The following is a 17,706-nucleotide window of genomic DNA, read 5'->3' on the forward strand; positions in this document are numbered from 1 at the left end:
GATCGCGGTCGACTACGCCTCGCATTCCGCGCAGGTGGACCTGCTGAAGGACGAACTCGCCGAGCTGCTCGCCCCGATCGTTCCGCGGGCGGCGCTGGTGCCGTTCCTGTCGACGGTCACCGGTGAGTGGGTCGACGGTTCCGAGCTGGATGCCGGCTACTGGTTCCGCAACCTGCGTCGGACGGTGGAGCTGGAGGAGGCCACTCGCGCGCTCCTCGATCAGGGCTTCGGTGTGTTCATCGAGTCCAGTCCGCATCCCGTCCTGACGGTCGGGATGCAGGAGACGGTGGAGGACGCGGGCCGTGAGGCGGCCGTCCTCGGGTCGCTGCGCCGTAACGAGGGTGGGCTGGAGCGGTTCTGGTTGTCGCTGGCCGAGGCCTGGGTGCGGGGGGTGACGGTCGATTGGGACACGGTGTTCGCCGGTACGGGTGCCCGGCGGGTGGATCTGCCGACCTACGCCTTCCAGCGTGACCGCTACTGGATCGACGTGCCGGTGACGGCCGTCGGTGACGTGGCCTCCGCCGGGCTCGGCGCCGCCGAGCACCCGCTGTTGGGCGCGGCCGTCGAACTGCCCGACTCGGACGGCTTCCTGTTCACCGGCCGGCTGTCGCTGCGAACGCACCCCTGGCTGGCCGACCACCGGGCGGCGGACGCCGCACTGCTGCCCGGAACGGCCTTCGTGGAACTCGCGCTGCACGCCGCACGCCGGGCCGGCTCCACCCTGCTGGAGGAACTGACCCTGGAAGCACCGCTGGTGCTCCCCGAGCACGGGGCACTCCAACTGCGGCTCACGGTCGCCGCACCCGACGAGGACGGCCGGCGCGTGCTCCACGTGCACTCGCGACCGGAGTCCCCGGACGGCGACGACGTGCGGGGCCTCGACGAGCCCTGGACGCGGCACGCCGCCGGCGTCCTCGGAGCCGCGGACGATCGGATCGCGGCGTCGGGCCCGGTGGCCCTGGAGGCCTGGCCTCCCGCAGGTGCCGACGAGCTCGACGTGGCCGACCTGTACGAGCTGTTCGCCGCCGGCGGGTACGCGTACGGTCCGGCCTTCCGCAACCTGCGGACCGCTTGGCGGCGCGGTGACGAACTCTTCGTCGAACTCGCCCTGTCCGAAGGCCCCCGGGCCGACGCAGCCCACTTCGGTGTCCACCCGGCGCTCCTCGACGCGGGGCTGCACGGGCTGGCCCTCGGCCCGTTCCTCGTCGCCGACGACGAGGACCAGGGCGAGGAAGTCCGCATGCGGGTGCCGTTCGCCTTCACCGGTGTGGGCCTGCACGCCGTCGGCGCGGACGCGCTGCGGGTGCGGCTGACCCCGGCAGGATCGGGCGCCGTGTCCCTCGCGGCCTTCGACGAGGAAGGCCGGCCGGTCGTGTCGGTGGAGTCGCTGCTGCTGCGGACGCTCGACCCGGCCCGACTGCGGTCGGACCGGCCCGCGTTCCACGATTCGCTGTTCCGGCTGGAGTGGCCCGCCCTGACCGGCAACCGGGCCGCGGCCGCCGGTCGTTGGGCCCTGGTCGGCCCGGACTCCCTCGGTCTGGAAGCCGCCCTGAGGACGGCCGGCATCACCGCCGACGTGTACGGCGACCTGGACGCCCTCTCCGCGGTGGTGGCCGCGGGCAAGCCGGTACCGGACACCGTGCTGGTCACGTACGCCCGGCCCGGCACCGAAGCCGTGCCCGACACGGCGGAGGCCGCCCGGCGGGCGACCCGGGAGGCCCTGGCGTCCATCCAGGCCTGGCCGGCCGACGAGGCGTTCGCCGGAACCCGGCTGGTGCTGGTCACCCGTGGGGCGGTCGAGGTCCGGCCCGGCGAAGGAGTGCCGGACCTGACGCACGCCCCGCTGTGGGGACTGCTGCGCTCCGCGCAGTCGGAGAACCCCGGCCGGTTCGTGCTGCTCGACCTCGACCCGGACACCACCGGCGACGACCTCGGCGACGGTGCGTCCGAAAGCGGGGCGGGGGCACTCGCCGCGCTGCTCGCGGCGGCCGTCGGCAGCGGCGAACCCCAGCTCGCGGTTCGGGGCGCGGCCCTGCACGCCGCCAGGCTGGCCAGGGTTCCCGTCGAGCGACCCGGGACGGACGAGGCCGCCGAGGAACCGTCGGAGCGTACGGAGCTTCCCGCATGGGATGAGGACGGCACCGTCCTCATCACCGGTGGCACCGGCGTGCTCGGCAGCCTCCTGGCCCGCCACCTCGTCACCGGTCGGGGTGTGCGTCGACTGCTGCTCACCAGCCGGCGCGGGCCCGCCGCGGCGGGCGCCGGGGAACTGGTCGCGGAACTCGCCGCGCTGGGCGCGGAGGCGACCGTCGTCGCCTGCGACGCCGCCGACCGCGGGGCGCTGGCCGAGCTGCTGGCCGGGATCCCGGCCGCGCACCCGCTCACCGCCGTCATCCACACCGCGGGCCACCTCGACGACGGACTCGTACCGTCCCTGACCCCGGAGCGGATCGATTCGGTCCTGCGGCCGAAGGTCGACGCGGCCGTGCACCTGCACGAGCTGACGCGCGACCTGGACCTCGCCGCGTTCGTCCTGTTCTCCTCGGCCGCCGGCACGCTCGGCAGCCCCGGCCAGGCCAACTACGCGGCGGCCAACGCCTTCCTCGACGGCCTGGCCCGCAGCCGGCGTGCCGCAGGGCTGCCCGCCATGTCACTGGCCTGGGGGCTGTGGGAGCAGCGCAGCGAGATGACCGGCGAACTCACGGACGCCGACGTCCAGCGGATGGCGCGTGCGGGCCTGGCGCCGCTGTCCTCCGAGGAGGGGCTGGCGCTGTTCGACACGGGGTGCGCCCTGACCGACGGCAGTGTCTTCGTCGCCATCCGGCTGGACACCGCACCGCTTCGGGCCCAGGCGGACGCGGGAGCCCTCCCGGCGGTCTTCCGCGGCCTGGTGCGCGGTGGACTCCGCAGGGCCGCCCACGGTGCGGGCTCCGCCGCGGCGTCCGCCGCCGCGCAACGCCTGGCGGGTCTGGCGGCGCTGTCGGAGGAGGAGCAGGAGCGGGTGCTGCTCGACGTGGTGCGGGCCCAGGCCGCCGCGGTGCTCGCCTACCCGTCGCCCGACGCGGTGGGGGAGTCCCAGGGGTTCCTGGAACTCGGACTGGACTCGCTGACCGCCGTCGAACTGCGCAATCAGCTGAACGCCGCGACGGGACTGCGGCTGCCCGCCACCCTGCTGTTCGACCACCCGACGCCGCTGCTGGTCGCCCAACTGCTGCGGACCGAACTCGCCGCGGGCCCGGGCGGCTCCGCCGGACCGGCCGGTGCGGCCGAGCAGGGCGGGGAGGGGGACGGCGCCGGAATGTTCGGCGCGATGCTCCAGGAAGCCGGCGCGCAGGGAGCGTCCGGCCCGTTCATGGAACTGCTCATGCAGGCGTCACGGTTCAGGCCGTCGTTCGCGTCGGCCGCCGAGCTGCGCAAGGCACCCGCCCCGGTGCGGCTCGCCCGCGGCGACGACGGTCCCGGACTGGTCTGCTTCTCGTCGATCCTGTCGATCTCCGGGCCGCACCAGTACGCCCGGTTCGCGTCCGCGTTCCGCGGCCGGCGGGACGTGCACGCCATGGCGGCCCCCGGCTTCCTGCGCGGCGAGCAACTGCCGTCGACCGCCGCGGCGGTCATCGAGGCCCAGGCCGAGGCCGTCCTGAAGCACACCGACGGTGCGCCGTTCGTGCTCCTCGGGCACTCCTCGGGCGGCATGCTCGCCCACGCGGTCGCCGGCCGGTTGGAGGCCGCCGGGGTCTTCCCGGAGGCCGTGGTCCTGGTCGACATCTACTCGCACGACGACGACGCGATCCTCGGCATCCAGCCGGGACTGTCGGAAGGCGTCGAGGAGCGGCAGGGCAGCCACGTCCCGGTCGACGACAGTCGGCTGCTCGCCATGGGCGCCTACTTCCGGCTCTTCGGAGGGTGGAAGCCGCAGGCGGTGAAGTCGCCGACGCTGCTGGTCCGCGCGGAGGAACAGTTCTTCGACTGGAACCGGGCGACGGACGGCGACTGGCGTTCCTACTGGGACCTGGAGCACACCGTCGTGGACGCTCCCGGCAACCACTTCACCATGATGGAGCAGCACGCGCAGGCGACCGCCGGAGTGGTCGAGGCATGGTTGGACGGCACGCGGTGAGGCCGACGGGCCCGGCGGACCGGGCCCGTCCGCACGCCCGCTGACATGGGGGAAGGGCCCCACCCCGAGGGGGTGGGGCCCTTCCGGTACCGGGGTTCGGTGCCTCAGGCGCCGCGACGGACCCGCGCCGCCCGGGACCGGTCGAGCGCGGTCGCCCGCTCGCGTTCCCGGGCCCGCTTCTTGGGCAGGCCGAGGGCGACGACCTCGAAGTTGTCCTTGGTGACGTCCAACCGGTGGAAGAGGTTGTCGGGGCCCGTCACGTACAGCGTGCCGACCCCCAGCTCCTTGAGCGACTCCACCATGACGGGCCAGTGGATCGGCCGGTCGAAGGTGTCCAGCATCATCGTGCGCATCCCGGCGGCGTCCCGGACGACGCTGCCGTCGTGGTCGACGACCACGGGCAGGGAGGGGTCGGCGAACGCGTACCCGCCGAACACCTCCTCCTCGGCCTTCTTGCGGAGCGCCGAGAACGCCGCGGCGTGCACCGGCGGACGCATCGAGTACATGGAGTAGCCGCCGGCCGCGCTGATGCCGGCCGTCAGGGTGTCGAGGTCCCTTTCGCGCACGGACAGCATGTGGAAACCGGCGTCGAGGCGGCCGGAGGAGTCGTACCAGGCACCCCGGTCGTCGAAGCCGGCGAGGAGCTCGTCCAGCCTGTCCTGCGGCGTGCGGACGAAGCAGTGCGTGACGACGTCCTCGTGGACGTCGGTGAAGTACTCCTCCTCGCAGCGTGCCAGTTCCGCGGTGAGCCGGACGACGTCGGTGAAGGACAGCGAACCGACGAACGCGGCGGTGGCCTTCTGGCCGAAACTGGGGCCGGCGCAGACCGTGGGAGTGACCCCGAGCGCGTCCACGGCCCGGTCCGCCAACGCCATCGAGTTCACCAGGAACGCGATCTGGAAATCGACCGAATAGTCCTCCTCGGCGTCCCGGAAACGATCGAACACCGAATAGCCGAGGGCCTCGTCGGCCTCCGCGAGCCGAACCCGGGCGTACGGGTCGAGCAGCAGGAACTTGCCGACCTCCGCGAAGGATGCGGGACCCATGCCGGGAAACACGATGGCGGTCCCGGTTCGGGAACCGGACGATTCGGCGGTGGCGGGTCCGGCCGTTTCCGTGGAGGTGATCGTTTCGGAAATCGCGTCGGGACGAGTCATGAGCCGTGAATACCTTTGCTTCCGGGAAGTGCGTGAGGGATGAGAAAAAGGCCTCGTACCCGGGCGGCGCGGATGCGCCGGTCCGGGCACGAGGCCGGGGAGGAAGGGTGCGGGGTCAGTCCTGGGCCCTGCGGTGGAAGCCCTTGATGCCGATCGCCCCGAAGATCAGGATCGCCGCGGTCAGCGCCGACACGTCCACCCACAGCGGGATCGAGCCCGGACCGCCCGGCGGCAGGAGCAGCGCGCGGATCCCCTCACTGACATAGGTCAGCGGGTTGAAGGCGCACAGCACCTGGAACCAGCGGACGTCCGCCAGCCCGTGCCACGGGAACTGCGTGCAGCCGGTGAACATCAGCGGCGTCAGCGTCACCGCGAACACGATGCTGATGTGCCGGGCCGGGGCCAGCGTGCCGATGGTCAGGCCCACCGTGCTGCCGGCCAGCGCTCCCATCAGGAGGACGCCCAGCGTGGCCGGGAAGCTGTCCATCGGCCAGGACGCGTGGTCGAGGACCAGGAAACCCATCGGGATCATCAACAGCGAGGCGATGATGCCGCGCAGCATGCCGAAGACCAGCTTCTCGACGGCGACCAGGGTGATGGGGATCGGGGCGAGGAGACGGTCCTCGATCTCCTTGCTCCAGGAGAAGTCGATGATCAGCGGCAGGGCCGTGTTCTGGAGGCTCACCAGGAAGGCGTTGAGAGCCACCACGCCCGGCAACAGGACCTGCTGGAAGTTGCCGCCGGTGTAGCCGAGTTCGCCGAGCACCTTGCCGAAGACGAACAGGATGAAGAACGGCTCCACCAGCACCTGGGCGAGGAAGGTGCCCAGTTCGCGGCCGGTGACGAAGACGTCCCGCCACAGGATGAAGAAGAACGTACGGGTCACCGAGCGGACGCCGGTGGGTGCGGGCCGCAGCTCGCGCGGGAAGGAGGCGACCGGGTCGGGCGCGGGTGCGGTGGAGGTGCTCATCGAAGCTCCCGGCCGGTCAGCGCGATGAAGACGTCCTCCAGTGTCGCGGTGCCCACTTTGATGTCCTTGATGTCGCAGTTCGCCGCCGAGAGGGTGGTGATGGCGGCCGGAAGCAGCGCGCCGGTCGGCGCGTCGCTGTAGAGACGGAGCCGTAGCGGAGCGTCCGCGTCCACCGGCGGGTGGGCGGCATCGGCGTCCGCCGGACCGTCGCCGCGGGGCGGCTCGACGGTCTCGACCCGCGTCACCGCCTCGATCTTCTCCAGCAGCCGGATGACCTCGGCGGCGCCGCCGTCCGTCGGTCGCACCGTGAGCGTGCAGGCGGTGCCGCTCAGGTTCTCCATGAGCGCCTGCGGGGTGTCCAGGGCGAGCAGCCGCCCGTGGTCCACGATGCCGACGCGGTCGCACAGTCGGGCGGCCTCGTCCATGTCGTGCGTGGTGAGCACGGTGGTCACGCCGCGCCCGCTCAGCTCGGCGACCCGCTCGTGGATGAACAGGCGTGCCTGCGGGTCGAGCCCGTTCGCGGGCTCGTCGAGGAACAGCACGTCGGGGCGGTGCATCAGGGCCCGGGCGATCATCACGCGCTGGGCCTGACCGCCGGAGAGCTGGTCGCCGCGGTCCTTGCCGCGGTCGGCGAGCCCCACCCAGTCCAGGCACTCGTCGGCGAGCCGGCGCCGGTCCGCCCGGCCCATGCCGTGGTAGCCGGCGTGGAAGGTCAGGTTCTGGCGCAGCGTGAGCGACTGGTCGAGGTTGTTGCGCTGGGGGACGACGGCGAACGCCCTGCGGGCCTGCGCGGGATGGGCCACGACGTCGACACCCTGCACGAACGCCCGCCCGGCCGTGGGGGCCACCCGGGTGGTGAGGATGCCGATGGTCGTCGTCTTGCCGGCGCCGTTGGGACCGAGGAACCCGAAGACCTCACCCCGGCGGACCGAGAAACTCAGGTCGTCCACCGCCGGCCGGTCACGGTCCCGGTACTTCTTGACAAGTCCGTCGACCACGACAGTGGATTCCACGGATCGTTCAGGTTTCATTTATGCCTGCGAATCAAGTGGGACGCGACGACGGCGGCCGGGGGTCCGCGGGAGAAATATCGCGTGACCGGACGCGCGTCGGGCGCCGACTGAATAGGACACGGAAGTGATGGCTTCCTGTCTAGCATGCGGGGGTCGCGGGGCGACTCCTCCCGAGCTGCCCTAGGGGCGATGGTGAAACGGTTAGGGGGGAATAGGGGTGATCGAATATTGCCGCCGGGAATATCCTCACAGCGATACCGCGTGACTGCGCCGGATCCTCTCCGATCGCCCCACCATTTCCGCGAGGAGACCCCGTGAAAGCACTCGTCCTGTCGGGGGGATCCGGCACCCGTCCGCGCCCCCGGTCCTCCGCCGACCCCACCGCAGGCTCCTCCACCGCCCCTGCCGGGCCGTGCGCCCCGACAGTCGGCAAGCCCGTCCTGTTCGACGTCCTCGAAGGCATCGCCGACACGGGCATCCTCGACGTCGGCATCGTCCTCGGCGAAGGCGCCGACGAGATCCGGGCGGCCGTCGGCGACGGCACCCGCTTCGGCGTCAGCGTCACCTACCTGCCCCCGCACCGGTCACCGGACCCGGCCCGGTCCCTGCGCGGCGCGCGGGACTGGCTCGGCGAGGACGACTTCGTGACGCACCCGGGCGACACCTTCGTCCCGGGCGGGATCGGCGAACAGTTGGAGGCCTTCCGCACCCACCGCCCGGCGGCCCAGGCCGTCCCCGAACACCCGGGGGTGTACTTCTTCACGGACGCGGTGCACCGCGCCGTCGAGGCCATCACGCCCACCGGCGGCGGCGACCCCGCCGCGTCCGGCGAGGTCGGGTTCGGCGAGGTCCTGCGGTGGTTGGCCGACCAGGGCCTGGAAGTCGCCACCGGGGCGGACGACACGCACACCGACACGCGAAGCGACACGCAACGCGGTACGCGAACCGAGACGTCCACCGACACGTCCACCGACAGGTTCAGTGCCACGGTCACCGACACCGCCGTCGATCACGGCAGGCCCCGGACCTGTTCATGAAGGCCCTCCGCACGGGAGGCGCCGATCGTACGCCCGACCACGAGTCGTCAGGCACCACCCGATGCGGAGTTTCAGGGAGCATGACCCATGAGCACAACCGGCCCCCCGCCGGGGAGACCACCCCCGACGAGGTCGGCCTGATCCAGATCCGGCAGCCCGCGGGCCGCAGCAGCTACCGGATGATCTGCTTCCCGAGCTCACGGAACTCGCCCCTCTGCTACCTGGCCATGGCCGAGTTACTGCTGCCCACCGTGGAACTGCTCATCGTCCAATACCCCTCCCAGCTCTCCGAGGAGGACCTCGACCCGGAGGCGGGCTCCCTGCTCGCCGACAAGGTCTTCGAAGCCGTACGGGGCTGGGCCGACCGCCCGTTCGCCCTGTTCGGCCACCGACTCGGCGCCGAACTGGCCTACGCCGTCGGCTGCCGGCTCGAAAGGGAGACGTACACGGCGCCCCTGACCCTGTTCGTCTCCGGACGGACCGCACCCGGCCACCGCGGCAGCCTCGGACCACCCCAACTGGGCTGTCGGGTCGTCGCCCTGGCGGCCCGTCACGATCCGCGTGCCACACCGGCCGCCGTCGGATCGTGGCGGCGCAGCACCTCCGGCGGGTTCGACCTGGAGGTCTTCCCCGGTGCCCAGGGGTACCTGCGGACGTACCGCCGGGAGGTGGTCAACATCGTGCACGACCAGCTGATCTCGCTCGGTGAAGCGGACCCGGATTGACCCGCGTCCACGACGTGAGCGACCGAATTCCCATCCCTGGTGAAGCTCGCGAACCCCGCGATCCACCCCCTGAACGGGCCCGGCCCCCGGCCCGGCGGACCGCACGCCGCCCGGCAGTGGACCGGCCCAGAGGAAGGACATTGTGCGACCGATGACCGCGAAGATATGTGCAGCCGACTCGGTACGGACCATCGACGAGTTCGAACAGGACGCCCTCCGGGTGGCCGGGGCGATCCGTGAGCGGGGTGTCGGCCTCGGCGACCGCGTCATGCTCAAGGCGGGCAACTCGGCGAGCTACGTGTGCGTCCTGTACGCGCTCATGCACGTCGGCGCCTCGATCGTCCTCGTCGACCAGCAGGAACACCAGGAGGAGACCCGCCGCATCGCCGTGCGTACCGGCGTGAAGGTCACCTTCGTCGACGACGACACCCCCGTCTACCCGGACGCCGACCCCGTCCACCTGTACGAGCTGATGGTCGCCGTCGCCGACCACGAACCCACCGAACCGGCCCTGTCCTTCGACGCCTGGGGCGAACTGCCCGACGGCCTCATCATGTGGACGTCCGGCTCCACCGGATCCCCCAAGGGCGTCGTGAAGACCGGCGCCTCGTTCCTGCGCAACCTCCGACGCAACGCGGACCAGGTCGGGCACCGCCCCGACGACGTGCTGATGCCGCTGCTGCCCTTCGCCCACCAGTACGGCCTGTCGATGGTGCTCATCGCCTGGCTGACCCGCTGCTCCCTGGTCATCGCCCCCTACCGCCGGCTCGACCGGGCCCTGCGCATGGGACGCGACGCCGGTGTGACGGTCATCGACGCCACGCCGTCCAGCTACCGCAGCATCCTCAGCCTCGTCGGCCGCAAGGCCTCGCTGCGCGGCCACCTGGCCGACGTCCGGATGTTCTGCGTCGGCGCCGCGCCCCTCGACGCTCCGCTGGTGGAGCAGTACCGAACGGAATTCGGCCTGCCCCTGCTCGACAGCTACGGATCCACGGAGCTCGGCAACATCTCCTTCGCCACCCTCGACAACCCGGTCGCCTGCGGCCGGGCCATGGAGGGCATCCGGCTCCGGATCGTCGACGAGGACCGCCGCGAGCTGTCCGCGGGGGAGACCGGCGAGATCGAGGTGGACACCCCCGACGCCCTCGAAGGGCAGGTGTCCGAGGACGGCACCATCGTGCCGGCGCACGCCACCGGCTGGCAGGCCACCGGCGACCTCGGTCACCTCGACGCCGGCGGCAACCTGCACGTCCTGGGACGCAAGTTCGCCGTCCACCGCATGGGGTACACCCTCTACCCCGAACTGATCGAGCGGAAGGTGGCCGCCGAGGGCTGCCCCACCCGGATCGTGCCCCTGCCCGACGAACTGCGCGGCTCCCAACTGGTCTTCTTCGTCGAGGACGAGGAGCTGCGCGATGCCGGTCACTGGCGGGAGCGGCTGTGCGACCTGCTGCCGGTCTACGAACAGCCCAACAAGGTCCTCGTGTTGGAGCGGTTCCCGCTGAACCGCAACGGCAAGCCCGACAAGAAGGCCCTCGCCGTGCTCGCCGCCGAGGCGTGAGGTCCGCGACGCCGCGGTGAAGGCGCCCCCGCGTGAACGCGGGGGCGCCTTCGTCCGTACCGGCCGAGCGCACGGCGCCTCCGCGCCCCGGGTCAGTCCTCGTAGGGGAGTTCCACGGGCGCCAACGAGTCGAAGAGGTCACCGGGGCCCGGGTTGTCCGGGTGCGTCGAGCCGCCCAGGTGGTCCACCACGCCCCACACCGCGTTCAGGGCCGTCGTGACGGCGCCCTCCGCGAACCCGCCGGTCCACGACACGTCGTCGCCGCACAGGAAGAACCCGCGTTGCCCCTCGGGCAGGTCGCGTTGCATGAACTGGGTGAACAGCCGCCGCTGGTAGCGGTACTGCCCCGGTAGGTTCGCCTTGAACGCCCCCATGAAGTGCGGCTCGTTCTCCCAGGTGACGGTGAGCGGCTCCCCCCGCACGTGGGACCGGATGTCCAACCCCGGGTAGATCGCGGCGAGTTGCCCGAGCAGCGCGTCGAGCCGCTCCGTCGGGCCGAGCGTGGCCATCTTCAGCGAATCGTCGTTCCACGTGTACGACAGGCACATCACGCCCGGCCGGTCCGGGCCGTCGTCGAACAGGTACACGCCGCGCGGCATCCGGTCGGTGAGGGTCATGCTCATCACCGGCAACCCGGTGTCGGGGTCCACGTCGTGCCAGAACGGCCGGTCGGTGAGGACGAACAGCTTGGACGAACCCATGTAGTGGGTCCGCTCCACCGCCGTCCACAGCGGTGCGCCGAGCAGTGTCGGATCGGCCCGCACCCGGTTCAGCAGGGTCCACACGTGCGGGGTGTACACCACGGCCGGGAACCGGTCCCGACGTCCCTCGACGTCGGTGACGGTGAACTCCGAGCCGTCCCGGTCGACGGCACGGGCCCCGGGCCGCGCGGCCCCGCCGTGCAGGGAGGCGAGCGAGGTGCCCGTCGGCCAGTGCGCGAGCCGCGCCGGACGGTGTTCCCACAGCCCGCGGGGAATCTGCTGGGAGCCGCCGAGGACGGCCATCTGATGGTCGTCAGCCTCGGTGTAGACGACGCGCAGGATCTCCAGCAGCGAATTGGGGAAGTCGGTGTCCCAACCGCCCGTGCCGAAACCCACCTGCCCGAAGATCTCCCGGTGCCGGAACGACCGGAACGCCGAACTGGTCGCGAGGAAGCCGTGGAAGGACTGGTCGTCGAATTCCCGCACCAGCCGGTCCCACACGTGCTTGAGGGTTTCCACGTCGCGGCGCCGCACGGCGTCACGCATCGTCGCCAGCTCGGCCCGTTCCTGGAGGGACTTCTCCCAGGCGGCGGCCACCTCCTGGTAGACGTCTGGGAGTTGCTCCGCGCCGCGCACGGTGTGGCGGACCCCGCCCAGGTCGATGAGGGTGCTCGGGGTGTGGGGCGACAGCGGGTTGGGGAACGGGCTGGTGTCCAGTCCCAACAGGTCGATGTAGTGGAACAGGGCACGGGCCGACCGGGGGAAGCGCATCGCGCCCATCTCCGCCACGCAGTCGGGCTGCCCGGGGAACGCGACCGACCGCATCCGGCCGCCGAGTTGGCCGATCTCGTACACGACGGGGCGCAGACCCAACCGCATCAGTTCGTAGGCCGCGGTCAGCCCGGCCATCCCGCCGCCCACCACGGCGACGGGCGTACCGGCGCGGCCGGCCGGTAGGGAGCCCAGCCCCGCCGGGTGTTCGAGCCAGCCGTCGTAGGAGAACGGGAAGTCCGGCAGGAGCATGGTGGTGGGAGCCGGGCTTGCTGATGTCATCTGGAGTACCTCTCGGGCCGGTGCGACATCGCTTCCAGGGGAACCGGGGACGAGCCGGCGCAGCCGGGGACGCGGCACTTGGCCGTCGCGGCGGGAGGAATCCACGCGCCGTACGCCGTGCGCGGTCGGTCCGGTCCTCGCACGCTACGCAGCGGGCCCCGAACCCGACAACCCCTACCGACCCGGGTGCCCGGCCGTACCGGTGGTGCCGTACGGGGTGCCGGGCCCGACGGGGGCGCCGGCCGCCGCGTCCCGGTGGGCGGGGACGGTGATCGCGGTCACGACCAGGCCCCGGTGCGCGAGCCAGCGACCGGTGAACGTCGACACGGGCCGGCCGGCGGGGTCGGTGCCCGGCCGCAGGACGCGGGCCCGGAACGTACCGCTCAGCAGGCCGTCCGAGGTGCCGGCACCGGAGCCGTCGGCTTCGTCCGTACGGAAGGAGAGGGCGGCGTCCTCGAAGTCCAGCTCGGTGCCCACCAGCGGGTACCAGGTCTTGTACACGGCCTCCTTGGCGCTGAACAGCAATCGGTCCCGGCACGGTCGGGCCGCCCCGATCGACGGGGTCCGCGCCCAGGCGAGTTCCTGGGGCAGGGCGATCGACTCCAGTACCCCCCGGGGCAACGGCCGGTCCGGTTCGGCGTCGATGCCGACGGCCATCAGGTCGCCGTCCCGGGCGAGGACGGCGGCCCGGTAGCCGGCGCAGTGCGTCATGCTCCCCACCACGCCCACCGGCCACTGCGGCACGTTGCGCCGGCCCGGCAGCACCGGCGCCGGGGGCAGTCCGAGGGCGGCCAGCGCGCGGCGGGCGCAGCCCCGTACGGTGGTGAACTCCTCGCGCCGCTCCTGGGTGGCGGTCGCCACGAGGGCCGCCTCCTGGGGGTCGAGCACCGCGGCGCCGTCCGGTCCGAAGGACTCGCTCGCGTGGGCGGCTTCGGGCAGCAGGATCTCGATCATTTCGCGTCCTCCCGGCCGCTGTGGGGGAGGATCTGCCGCAGCAGACCGCGTGGGTGGCCCCGCCGGCGCCACTCGCGCGGGTAGCCGATGGACACCTCCTCGAAGCGCACCCCGTCGTACCAGGTGGTGCGGGGTATGTGCAGGTGCCCGTAGACCACGGCGGCGGTGCGGAACCTGCGGTGCCAGTCGGCGGTGAGCACGGTGCCGCACCACTGGGCGAATTCCGGGTGCCACAGCACGTCCGTCGGTTCGCGCACCAGCGGGAAGTGGTTGACCAGGACCACGGGCACCGTCGGGTCGTGGGCTTCGAGCCGGCTCAGGGTGTGCGCGACCCGGGCGCGGCACCAGTCGTCGCGCGTCGGGTGCGGGTCGGGGTGGAGCAGGTACTCGTCCGTGCAGACGACGCCCGCCTCGTGCGCCCGCGCCAAGGACTCCTCCTTGGTCCGGGTGCCCGCCACCCGGAAGGTGTAGTCGTACAGCAGGAACAACGGGGCGACGGCGACCGGCCCGCCGGGTCCCTCCCACAGCGGCCACGGGTCCTCGGGCGTGACGACGCCCAGGGCGCGGCACATCTCGACGAGGTGCCGGTAGCGCTGTTCGCCGCGGGCCTGGACCGGGTCCTCGCGCGGGGTCCACAGCTCGTGGTTGCCGGGCGCCCACACCACTTTGGCGAAGCGGTCGGCGAGCAGGCGCAGCGCCCACTCGATGTCCTCGGTCAGTTCGCCCACGTCGCCGGCGACGATCAGCCAGTCGTCGGGGTGGGTGGGTCGCAGGGACTCGGTGATGGGCCGGTTGTCGGCCATCCCGATGTGCAGGTCGCTCACCGCGAGCAACCGGGGACCGGGACCGCCGGTGGACGCGGGTCCGCCCGGGTCGCCGGCCACGTCGGCGGGATCAGGCAGTATGTGCGACATCGATGTCCCAACTGACCGGCAGGTCTTGGCGGCGGGTGATGTTGATCTTGCGGTAGACACGGGTGAGGTGCTGTTCCACGGTGCTGACGGTGATGAAGAGCTTCGCCCCGATCTCACGGTTCGTGTATCCGTGCGCGGCCAGTGCCGCCACCCGCCGCTCGGCGTCCGTCAGGGGGGCCGCCGCGCTCGGCCGGGACCGTACGGGGCTCGGCAGCGCCGCGGGCGCGGACCGCTGCGGCACGCTCAGCACCGGCTGCCCGCTCCGGGCGCCGTGCGTGACCTCGCGCGCCCCGCGGACCTCGGCGATCCGGCCGGCGCGGCGGGTGCAGCTGCGGCCCTGCGCCGTGTCGCCGAGCTGGTCGTACGCCGTCCCCAGCTCGGTCAGTGCCCGGGCCAGCTCGTGGGAGTCGCCCTCCTCCTGGAGCAGCGTCACGGCCCGCTCCAGCAGGACGGGCCGGTCTGCCGCGGGCCGGGCGGCGGCCAGGACCCGCATCGCCATGCCGCGCACCCGCGGTCCGGCTTCCCGGGCGAGCTGCTCCCTGGCGAACTGTTCCGCCTGGTCACGGTTGCCGAGGGCCAGCGAGGCCTCCGCCATCCCGACCCGCCAGGGCGCCAGTCCCTCCCGGTCCATGTCCCACTCGCGCATCAGCCGGCCGCAGGCCATGAAGTCGGTCAGCGCGGCGTGATGCCGGCCGGTGGCGAGCCGGTGACCTCCACGCGCGTAGAGGTAGTGCAGCCCGTAGCGCGTCAGCAGCATCTGTTCCGGCACCGGGTGGTTGTCCACCAGGGCAGCCGCCGCCTCGTGGTCGCCCAGGGCGGTCCGCGCCTCGATCAGGGCGGACAGCGGCATGCCGATCCCCACGCCCCAGCCGTGCGGAGTGAGCTGTTCCATCGACTGCGCCGCCAGGCGCCGCGCCAGGTCGGGCTCCCCGCGGCGCAGCGCCATGTGCGCGCGCATCGCCTGCATGACGGCGGTCCAACCGGGCGCGTCGTGCTCGGAGGCCTCGTCCAGCAGACGGTCCGTCCACAGGATCGCCTCGCCCAGCCGCTCCGAGTACAGCAGGGCCAACAGGCATGCCCGTATCGTGACGTGGCTGTCCTCCGTGAGCCGGGTGCCCGCGAGGATCCGCTCGGCGATCTCGGTGTGCACCTCGTCCGCGGCCGCTCGCTCCCGATGGCCCGGTCCGGTTCCGGTGCTCAGCACACCCTGCAGGACCCGGATCCCGGTCATCGCACAGTCCGCGGGGGACTCAGCGGGGGACTGGGCGTCGACCGGTCCGAGCGCACGGTCCAGTCGGTCCAGCAGCGTGGGATAGGTGGACGCCAACATCACCCGTACGTTGCCCAGTTGGCGGGTCAGCCCGGGATCGGGCGGCTGCGGCATGCCGTCCAGGGCGTTCTCGATGGCGATCGACGCGTCATCGATCCAGCCGTTCCACAGCAGGTCGCCGACGAGGCGCAGGGAATCGGTGACGGGCAGTGTCCCCTCCCGCAACGCGGCGTTCAGGGGCTGGAGTTCCTGTGCCCAGGCGGACGGGTTGACCCGCCAGACGAACTTGGCCATGCTCGCGCGGAGCCGCAGCCGCTCGCGCTCGTCGGGGGAGCACTCCTCCGCCAGCCGCAGGCACCGCACCGCGAACTCGACGCGCTGGGAGGCGAGCGCCGTGTGCGCGGCCGCGCTCAGTACCCCGGGCACCCACTCCTCGTCGGGGACGGCCGGACCGTTGCCCAGCAGGTGCGAGGCGACGGCCATCGGGGCCGCGCCGGCCTCGTACAGCAGCCCGGCCGCGCGCCGGCGCAGCAGGACGAGGGCCTCGTCGGCCAGGCTCTCCCGGACGGCCGTGCGCACCGCGCCGTGCCGGAACCGCTCGCCCTGCAGGATGCCCGCGTCGCCGAGGGCCGCCACGACCTGGCCCACCGTGCGCTCGTCGGTCTCCACCAGTCGGGCCAGCAGCGGCCGGGAGGTCGAGCTGCCGAGCAGGGCGATGCCCTGGGCGACCCGCAGGCCCTCGGCCCCGGTGCGGTGGACGCAGATCAGCGCGTTCTGCAGGAACTGTTCGCCGACGGGGAACGATCCGTCGACCGGTTCCGCGACGCGCTGCCGGTGGACGCGGTCGTCGAGGAGGCTGTGGACCAGAAGCGGGTTGCCGCCGGTGGCCATGTGCAAGGAGGAGGCCAGGCGGCTGGTGTGCGAGGGCTCGGTCGCGGCGTCGCCGGGGCGGGCGGCCGTGCCGGCCCGCCGGACGAGGAGGGCTTCCACCCCGTGGGCGGTGAGCGGACCCAGCCGCAGGTGCAGTCCCTCGACCCGGCGGAGCAGTTCGTCGAGTACGTGCGGAGCGGTCGCCCCCGCGTCGGGGCCGCACGTCACGACGAGCGCGAGGCCGCCGGCCGTGGCGCGCGCCCGGCCCAGGGCGTACAGGAGGCACTGCAACGACTGGGGGTCGGCGTACTGCACGTCGTCGACGGCGATCAGGACGGGTCCGTGCGCGGCGAGACCGGCGAGTCGGGCGTGGACGGCCATGAGGGTCTGCGCGGGCACGAGTTCCTCGGCGCCGGCCGGTCCGTGGAGGGCGAGGGGACCCGCCGCTTCGCGGGTGTCCCGCAGCAGCTCCTCCACCACGCCGAAGGGTATGTGTCGTTCGGAGGCGGAGGTCACGGCGCTCAGGAGGCGGATGCCCGAGTCGGCCGTTGGTTCCAGCACGCGATGGAGCAGTGCCGTCTTGCCGGAGGCGACCGGACCGCTGATGACGGCGATCCGGCCGGGTCTGGAGGGGTCGTCGGGGGCGGCCCGGCGCGCGGCTCCGTAGCCGGCTCCGTGAGCGGCGGTGTGGGCCCGGGCTGCGCCGGTCACCCAGGCGGTCAGCTTGGCGATCTGTTCATCCCGCTCGACCAGCATGGCTGTAGAAGCCTCCCCTGAGATTCGGAGCGACACATCTCGGTCCTGTGGCAAGACATGGCTATTCCATGGAGTCCCGCTGGGGGAAGTGGTGCCCGGGGAGCGCGTGGAATTCTGCGCTCGCCGTCGGTCAAACGGCAGGCCGGTTCTTCCCGTTCGGCAGGTCCGATCAAACTCTAGCAACACTCGACCGGCCTTCCATCGGGCTCCGTTTTGAATGACACGCAGCCAAGGCGCCGTTGGTTCAGGTGAATCGGGGAAAAAGCTCGTGGCGGTATCGGGAACCTCAAGGAAACCTCAAATGCTCATTGCTCAACCTTTACGGCTCTAGGGGTCGCCGCGCGCAGAATAGGGGTCGGAGACGGTGGAGGAGCCGCCGTGGCCGCTCGTTTAATGGTGGGGTGCGGGCCTTTGGCGGCCCGTCGGGAGACGACGAGCCGCCCGCCCCGCGGGGCCGGGGTCGAGAGGGCACATGACGACGAACCTCACCGGGAAAGTGGCCGAGTTGCGCGACCTGCGTGAGGAGGCGCGGCGCGGGCCGAGCGATCGGGCGACGGAGGCGCAGCACGCCAAGGGCAAGCTGACGGCCCGGGAGCGGATCGCGCTCC

11 protein-coding genes are annotated in these 17,706 nt (G+C 72.3%); 4 read left to right on the forward strand and 7 right to left on the reverse strand.

The window, feature by feature from the left end; all coding sequences use genetic code 11:
- The coding region (locus tag ACZ58N_RS38460; protein WP_471170195.1) for a type I polyketide synthase at nt 1-4,117 on the forward strand (4,117 nt) is incomplete at its 5' end.
- A gap of 104 nt (nt 4,118-4,221) precedes the next feature.
- Here the strand turns inward: ACZ58N_RS38460 and ACZ58N_RS38465 are convergent.
- From ACZ58N_RS38465 to ACZ58N_RS38475, 3 genes are all read right to left on the reverse strand, one after another.
- Nucleotides 4,222-5,163: an ACP S-malonyltransferase gene (locus tag ACZ58N_RS38465; protein ID WP_471170198.1), complete on the reverse strand. Its 942-nt coding sequence runs from the start codon at nt 5,161-5,163 to the stop codon at nt 4,222-4,224.
- A 226-nt stretch (nt 5,164-5,389) separates the two neighbouring features.
- Nucleotides 5,390-6,244, reverse strand: coding sequence for an ABC transporter permease (locus tag ACZ58N_RS38470; protein ID WP_389710664.1), 855 nt, complete (start codon nt 6,242-6,244; stop codon nt 5,390-5,392).
- Nucleotides 6,241-7,242, reverse strand: a complete 1,002-nt coding sequence (locus ACZ58N_RS38475) for an ABC transporter ATP-binding protein (RefSeq protein WP_471170200.1) — start codon at nt 7,240-7,242, stop codon at nt 6,241-6,243. Before ACZ58N_RS38475 ends, ACZ58N_RS38470 begins: the two co-directional genes overlap by 4 nt.
- 329 nt (nt 7,243-7,571) lie before the next feature.
- Between ACZ58N_RS38475 and ACZ58N_RS38480 the strand changes: the two genes are divergently transcribed.
- From ACZ58N_RS38480 to ACZ58N_RS38490, 3 genes are all read left to right on the forward strand, one after another.
- Complete coding sequence (locus ACZ58N_RS38480; RefSeq protein ID WP_471170203.1) at nt 7,572-8,294, forward strand: sugar phosphate nucleotidyltransferase; 723 nt, start codon at nt 7,572-7,574, stop codon at nt 8,292-8,294.
- 80 nt (nt 8,295-8,374) lie between these two features.
- Nucleotides 8,375-9,019: a thioesterase II family protein gene (locus ACZ58N_RS38485; protein WP_471170206.1), complete on the forward strand. Its 645-nt coding sequence runs from the start codon at nt 8,375-8,377 to the stop codon at nt 9,017-9,019.
- 151 nt (nt 9,020-9,170) lie between these two features.
- Nucleotides 9,171-10,580: a class I adenylate-forming enzyme family protein gene (locus ACZ58N_RS38490; RefSeq protein ID WP_471170209.1), complete on the forward strand. Its 1,410-nt coding sequence runs from the start codon at nt 9,171-9,173 to the stop codon at nt 10,578-10,580.
- 92 nt (nt 10,581-10,672) lie between these two features.
- Here ACZ58N_RS38490 and ACZ58N_RS38495 read toward each other — a convergent pair whose 3' ends face one another.
- The 4 genes from ACZ58N_RS38495 to ACZ58N_RS38510 all read right to left on the reverse strand — a co-directional run bounded on the left by ACZ58N_RS38495 (nt 10,673) and on the right by ACZ58N_RS38510 (nt 17,098).
- On the reverse strand, nt 10,673-12,334 hold the full coding sequence (locus ACZ58N_RS38495; RefSeq protein ID WP_471170212.1) for a flavin monoamine oxidase family protein: 1,662 nt from the start codon (nt 12,332-12,334) through the stop codon (nt 10,673-10,675).
- 174 nt (nt 12,335-12,508) lie between these two features.
- Nucleotides 12,509-13,288 carry a 4'-phosphopantetheinyl transferase family protein gene (locus tag ACZ58N_RS38500; protein ID WP_471170215.1) on the reverse strand — a complete coding sequence of 260 codons (780 nt, stop codon included), beginning with the start codon at nt 13,286-13,288 and terminating at the stop codon, nt 12,509-12,511.
- The gene (locus ACZ58N_RS38505; protein WP_471170218.1) at nt 13,285-14,202 is read right to left on the reverse strand and encodes a metallophosphoesterase family protein; all 918 of its coding nucleotides are present in this window, start codon (nt 14,200-14,202) and stop codon (nt 13,285-13,287) included. The genes ACZ58N_RS38500 and ACZ58N_RS38505 overlap by 4 nt, the downstream gene beginning before the upstream one ends.
- A complete protein-coding gene (locus ACZ58N_RS38510; protein ID WP_471170221.1) occupies nt 14,183-17,098 on the reverse strand; it encodes a helix-turn-helix transcriptional regulator in 2,916 nt (971 codons plus the stop codon). Before ACZ58N_RS38510 ends, ACZ58N_RS38505 begins: the two co-directional genes overlap by 20 nt.
- Between the last annotated feature and the right edge of the window lie 608 nt (nt 17,099-17,706).

The sequence above is a fragment of the Streptomyces sp. NPDC040432 genome (genome assembly GCF_055595445.1).